Source organism: Polaromonas sp. P1_G2 (genome assembly GCF_056405515.1).
Window position 1 is genome coordinate 1 of record NZ_JBFUBY010000648.1, and the last position, 664, is coordinate 664.

Annotated in this window: 1 protein-coding gene; it reads right to left on the reverse strand. The window is 64.9% G+C overall.

What is annotated here, in order from left to right; translation table 11 throughout:
* The coding region (locus tag AC1D0P_RS26720; RefSeq protein ID WP_477679491.1) for an SDR family NAD(P)-dependent oxidoreductase at positions 1-621 on the reverse strand (621 nt) is incomplete at its 3' end.
* Positions 622-664 lie beyond the last annotated feature (43 nt).

The window sequence follows — 664 nt, forward strand, 5'->3', positions numbered from 1 at the left end:
CGTCAGCGGTGAGCGGAACACGGTCGGCGCGATGGCATTCACCGTAATTCCACTCGCGCCCCATTCGCAGCCGAGAGCCTTGGTGATGCCGTCCACGGCCGATTTCGATGCGCAATAGGCGGTGTATCCTGCCGGATGGCCGAGCAGCCCGCGCGCCGACGACATCAGCACGACCTTGCCGCCTTCGCCCTGTTCGAGCATCCGCTTGCCCGCCGCCCGTGCCATCAGCCAGGACTGCGTGACATTGGCGTCCATCACGTCGAGGAAGCGTGACGGGGCCATGTCGACGATCTTCGATACGTCGTTCTTGCCCGACGCGACGACCAGGATATCGATCCGTCCGAAGCGCTCGACGGTGTCGGCGACGATACTGTCGCAGGCGGCTTCGTCGCTCGGCCTGCGATTGATGCTCAGCATTTCGCCGCCCAGCGCCTGGCAGGCATCGGCGGTCTCCGCGAGAGCATCGGCATTGCCCGCCACCAGAGCGACCTTCGCCCCCGCGCCGGCGAGAATTTTGGACGCCAGAGCGCCGAATGCGCCGGAGGCCCCGGTCACGATCGCCACCTTGCCGCTGATGTCGAACAGCGCGGCTGGGTTCTTGAGGAATACCTCGTTGCTCATGATTTTGCTCCCGGCGGGTAGGGGATGACGACCAGCATTTTTG